7 protein-coding genes are annotated in these 4,620 nt (G+C 61.6%); 2 read left to right on the plus strand and 5 right to left on the minus strand.

All coding sequences use genetic code 11. From position 1 onward, the window contains the following. Together F8J34_RS04780 and F8J34_RS04785 are read left to right on the plus strand one after the other, a co-directional pair. Nucleotides 1-751: divergent polysaccharide deacetylase family protein (locus tag F8J34_RS04780; protein WP_297056867.1), on the plus strand; the 751-nt coding region annotated here is incomplete at its 5' end. Further along, the gene (locus F8J34_RS04785; RefSeq protein ID WP_297056868.1) at nucleotides 751-891 is read left to right on the plus strand and encodes a hypothetical protein; all 141 of its coding nucleotides are present in this window, start codon (nucleotides 751-753) and stop codon (nucleotides 889-891) included. The genes F8J34_RS04780 and F8J34_RS04785, both read left to right, overlap by 1 nt. A gap of 63 nt (nucleotides 892-954) precedes the next feature. Here the strand turns inward: F8J34_RS04785 and F8J34_RS04790 are convergent, their stop codons facing one another. The 5 genes from F8J34_RS04790 to rseP all read right to left on the minus strand — a co-directional run. Next, nucleotides 955-1,398, minus strand: a complete 444-nt coding sequence (locus tag F8J34_RS04790) for an Hsp20/alpha crystallin family protein (protein WP_297056869.1) — start codon at nucleotides 1,396-1,398, stop codon at nucleotides 955-957. 72 nt (nucleotides 1,399-1,470) lie between these two features. Next, nucleotides 1,471-2,301, minus strand: a complete 831-nt coding sequence (locus F8J34_RS04795; RefSeq protein ID WP_297056870.1) for an ABC transporter permease — start codon at nucleotides 2,299-2,301, stop codon at nucleotides 1,471-1,473. Then, nucleotides 2,302-3,288, minus strand: coding sequence for an ABC transporter permease (locus tag F8J34_RS04800; RefSeq protein ID WP_297056871.1), 987 nt, complete (start codon nucleotides 3,286-3,288; stop codon nucleotides 2,302-2,304). Further along, nucleotides 3,281-3,991 carry a tRNA (adenosine(37)-N6)-threonylcarbamoyltransferase complex dimerization subunit type 1 TsaB gene (gene tsaB / locus F8J34_RS04805; protein WP_297056872.1) on the minus strand — a complete coding sequence of 237 codons (711 nt, stop codon included), beginning with the start codon at nucleotides 3,989-3,991 and terminating at the stop codon, nucleotides 3,281-3,283. The genes F8J34_RS04800 and tsaB overlap by 8 nt, the downstream gene beginning before the upstream one ends. Then, a partial coding sequence (rseP, locus tag F8J34_RS04810; RefSeq protein WP_297056873.1) for an RIP metalloprotease RseP occupies nucleotides 3,964-4,620 on the minus strand: 657 nt, incomplete at its 5' end. The genes rseP and tsaB, both read right to left, overlap by 28 nt.

A 4,620-nucleotide genomic window follows, 5' to 3' on the forward strand; every position in this document is an offset into this window, starting at 1 on the left:
CCCGCACCCCCCACGAAGAAGGCCTCCGGCGGTGGCTCCCTCCCCTCGGGTTCCGCGTTCGGTAAGAAAACCTTCTCCCTCGGCTTCCCTCCGTAAACCCCGGGTGGCCTTTATCCTGGATGATATGGGGCAGCGTCCCTCCCTGGAGAGAAAATTCTTCGATCTGGGGATCATCCGGAACTTTTCCTTTCTTCCCCAGGCCCCCTTCACCCCCCGTCTGGCCCGGGAGGCCCATCGCCGGGGCTTTACGGTGATGGTCCATCTCCCCATGGAGGCCGAGGACCGCAATCCCCCGGGAGGCCTTACCGTTTCCATGTCCGAAAAGGAGATCCGCCGGCGCACCCGCTATCTGCTCTCCCTGGTCCCTTACGCCGAGGGCGTCAATCAGCACATGGGTTCCCTCTTTTCCCAGGATCCGGTGCGCATGCTCTGGGTTATGGAGGAAATAAAGAAAAAAGGGCTATTTTTTGTGGATAGTCGCACCACTCCGCAGACTATGGCCCCTTTTGTGGCTGCCTCCCTGAAAATCAGGTTTGCACAGAGGGACGTTTTCCTGGATAATAGTCTGGACCGGCGGCGGCTGGAGGCCGTGTTGCGGAGCATCCTTCAAAAGGCCCATCGAAAAGGAAAACTGGTGGTCATCGTTCATCCCCATCCCCAGACCCTCTGGTTGTTCCGTCGCTATCGGCAGACCATCCTCAGGGAGGTGCAGCCGGTTTCGGTAAAAATACTCCTGGAGGTGCCCTCCTGATGGCCCGACCCAAGGGAGCCAAACAGCTGGCCGAAGAACTCTGGAAGGCCCAGAAGAAGTGGAACGGGGTTCCCCGCTGCGCCATCTGCGGGGAACCCATCCCCGAGATCCGCGAGGCCTATCTGGGGCGCAAGGGTTGATTCAACGTGCTGGCGTGCCGGGAGCACGCCCTTCCGGCTATGCGCAAGTCGAGCTGCTTCTAGTTATTTTTCCACGCGGATCTTGACCTTCTTGCCCCGGGCCTCGGCCTTTTTGGGCAGGGTGATCTTGAGTACACCGTTCTTGTAGGTGGCCTCCGCCCGGTCCGCCTCCACCTCGGCCGGAAGATCCACCGTGCGCACGAAGGAACCGTAAACCCGTTCCACCCGATAGAAGTTCTCCTTCTTCTCCTCCTTTTCCTGCTTCTTCTCACCCTTGATGGTCAGAGTGCGGCCGGAGAGTCGGACCTCCAGATCCTCCGGATCGAGCCCCGGAATGTCCGCCCTTACCACCACCGCGTCATCGGTCTCGGATACGTCTATCGCCGGACTCCATTCCAGCCCCTCCCAGCGCTCCGGAAAACGCATCCTGCCGAAGAATTCGTCCCAGATACGGTCCATTTCACGCTTTAATTCCTGAAGAGGACGCCACAGCATTAACTCAGCCATATTGATCACCTCCTTTCGTGGATTTTCTGCTCAAAATATAAGTACGGCCTCCGGGGAGGCAAGCGGAAGGGATCAAACGCGTTTCCGGGGATTGGTGATCTCCTGCAGGGTCTCTCCCAGGAGGTTGAAGGTAAGCACGGTGATGAGGATGGCCAGGCCGGGGAAGACCGAAAGCCACCAGGCCACCTCCAGACAGCTCTTTCCCTCGGTAAGCATGTTCCCCCAGGAGGGGGTGGGGGGCTGGACCCCCAGGCCCAGGAAAGAGAGGGCCGATTCGATGAGGATGGCGTTTCCCACCCCCAGGGTGGCGGCCACCAGAATGGGAGGAAGGGCGTTGGGCAGGAGATGCCGGAAAATGATCCGCAGGTCCGAAGCCCCGGCCAGCCGGGCCGAGAGAACGAATTCTCTTTCCCTCAAGCTCAGAAATTCCGCCCGCACCAGTCGGGCCACCCCCATCCAGCCGGTAAGACCGATGACGATCATGATGTTGAGGATGGAGGGTTGGAGATAGGCGATCACCGCCAGGATGAGGAAAATGGTAGGAAAACAGAGCATGATATCGATGAGCCGGGAGATGAGGCCATCCACCCATCCGCCGTAATAACCGGCCAGGGCCCCCAGGAAGGTGCCTACCGCCAGGGAAAGCCCCACCGCCACCACCCCTACCTCCATGGAGATACGGGTTCCGTAAATTATCCGGGAGAGGACGTCGCGTCCCAGGAGATCGGTGCCCAGAGGATGGGCCGGGGAAGGGGGTTCGAGCACGTGCCGGACGTCAATGGCCAGAGGATCGTAGGGGGTGAGATAGGGAGCGGCCAGGGCCACCAGGACCAGGATCCCCACCCCCACCAGGGAGAACCTGCCCCAAGGATGACGCCAGAGCAGGATCAGGGTCTCCCCCATCTAGGATCGACCCTCCAGACGTATTCTGGGATCCGCCAGGGCGTAGCCGATGTCCGCCAGAAGGTTGCCTAGGAGGGTGAGCACCGAAACCAGCACCAGGTTCCCCATGATTACCGGGTAATCCCGGGCCATCACCGCCTGCCACATGAGCTGCCCCAGACCCGGGATGCCGAAGATGGATTCAAAGATTACGCTTCCTCCTATGAGCCCGGGGACCGAGAGCCCCAGGATGGTGATGAGGGGAAGGAGGGCGTTTCTTAGGGCGTGTTTATAGACCACGGTTCGTTCCGGAAGTCCCTTGGCCCGGGCGGTAAGGATATAATCCTGGGAAAGGGCCTCAAGCATGCTGTAGCGCATGTAGCGGGAGATCCCGGCCAGTCCTCCGAAGGCGGCCACGAATACCGGGAGCACGAGATGCTTGGCCCAGTCCAGGATCTTTCCGGTGAGGCTGAGGCTCTGGTACCCCATGAGCCGATGGAGCCCGGAGATGGGAAGCCAGCCCAGCTTGATCCCGAAAAGGAGCATGAGCAGCAGGGCCAGCCAGAAACCGGGCATGGCGTACCCTAGAAACACCGTTACCGTGGTCGCCCGGTCGAAAAACGAGCCCTCCCTTACCGCCGAGGCCACCCCCAGGGGGATTCCCACCGCCAGGATGAGGAGCATGGCCAGGACGTTGATGAGCACGGTCACCGGGAGACGTTCCCGGATCTTTTCCCATACCGGACGGCGGTCCGGAGCAAAAGAGCGCCCCAGGTTCAGGGTAAGGAGGCCCCGGAGCCAGCGCCAGTACTGAACGGGTAGGGGCTGGTCCAGCCCGAATTCCCGGCGCAGCCTTTCGCGCATCTCCGGGGTGAATTTAGGATTGAACTCCGCCACCGAGCTTACCGGGGAGCCGGGGGCCAGGTGGATGACCGCAAAACTGATGATGGTGATCCCCAGGAAGGTAACGGCAAGGGAAAGGAGCCGGCGCAGGAGGAACCTAAGCACGCTTCCACCCCCGGTTCCTTTCCGCTTCCGTGGCTCTTAGATAGGAAGGGACCAGCCGGGCGGGGTCGCAGAATTCACCCCGCAGGGCCTTGCGGGAGGCCAGCCAGGCCACGGCCGAGGCCCGCCCCTCGCGGAGATGCCCCGGAGCCTGCAGGAAGTTTTCCCCCAGTCTTTCCCGGAAAAACTCTCCATAGACTCGTAACCCCTCCCCTACGAAGAGGGTGGGGCCGGAGAGATGGGCACAGAGGGCCTCCGGGGAATAAAGCCCCGGAGGGAGGAGGGTCCGGGGTTCGTCCCCTTCGGTCCGATACAAGGCGGCGAAGATCTCCCCCCGGCGGGCATCCAGGACCGGACATACCGGGTAGGGAGAGACGGGCACCAGGGCCGCCAGAGCCGCCAGGGTATCCACCGCCACCACCGGTTTGCCCAGGGCCAGAGACAGGCCCTTTACCGTGGCGGCACCGATGCGTAACCCGGTAAAACTCCCCGGACCGATGGAGACCGCGAGGATGTCCACCTCCTCCAGCCGGAGATCCAGATGACGCAGCAGGAATTCCACCGCCGGCAGAAGCCTCCGCGAATAGGTGATGGAACCCGAAAGAAGGACCTCCCCCAGGAGCCTTTCCCGGTAGAGGGCCACCCCTCCGGTTTCGCCGGAGGTCTCCAGGGCCAGGATCAGGGGCGGGAGAGATGGGGTACCCATCGCGGAAAGAGCCGGGCCAGATCGTTGTAAAATACCAGGACCATCAGGGCCAGAAGAAGGGCCAGCCCTACCTTCTGAATCCTTTCCCGGGTACGCAGGGAAAGGGGACGTCCGCGCAGGGCCTCTATTCCGTAAAAGAAGAGATGCCCTCCGTCGAGCATGGGGATGGGAAGAAGATTGATGACCCCCAGATTGACCGAGAGGATCCCCGCGAAGAGAAGCAGGGCCAGGAAACCCTCCCGGGCCTGCTGACCGGCCATCTGAGCGATGAGAAGCGGGCCTCCCAGCGAGGAAAGGGGTAGCACCCTTTCGACCAGTTTGACTATGGCCACCAGGGTGAGTTTGATCAGGGCCAGGGTGCGGATAAGCCCCTCGGTGAAGGCCCGGTAAGGGGGGATCTTCTGGGTGACAAAGCGTCCGGAAGCCACGATGCCGATGACCGGAACCCGAACCTCTTCACCGAAAAGATTTTTTACCGTGCGTATCTGGGGCCGAAGACGGATGGTGAGGATCTCTTCCTTTCGTTTGATCCGAAGGACCAGGGGACGGGAGCCGTGGTTCCTTACCAGCCGGGTGAGATCGTCCCAGGTGCGCACCGGGACTCCGTTTACCGCGGTCACCAGGTCCCC

The organism is Thermosulfurimonas sp. (assembly GCF_015491435.1).
Classification (GTDB): domain Bacteria; phylum Desulfobacterota; class Thermodesulfobacteria; order Thermodesulfobacteriales; family Thermodesulfobacteriaceae; genus Thermosulfurimonas_A.

What these genes read in the sequence shown, in the direction of transcription:
- F8J34_RS04785 (WP_297056868.1), top strand. Translation starts at nt 751, where the DNA reads ATGGCCCGACCCAAGGGAGCCAAACAGCTGGCCGAAGAACTCTGGAAG.
- F8J34_RS04790 (WP_297056869.1), bottom strand. Translation starts at nt 1,398, where the DNA reads ATGGCTGAGTTAATGCTGTGGCGTCCTCTTCAGGAATTAAAGCGTGAA.
- F8J34_RS04795 (WP_297056870.1), bottom strand. Translation starts at nt 2,301, where the DNA reads ATGGGGGAGACCCTGATCCTGCTCTGGCGTCATCCTTGGGGCAGGTTC.
- tsaB (WP_297056872.1), bottom strand. Translation starts at nt 3,991, where the DNA reads ATGGGTACCCCATCTCTCCCGCCCCTGATCCTGGCCCTGGAGACCTCC.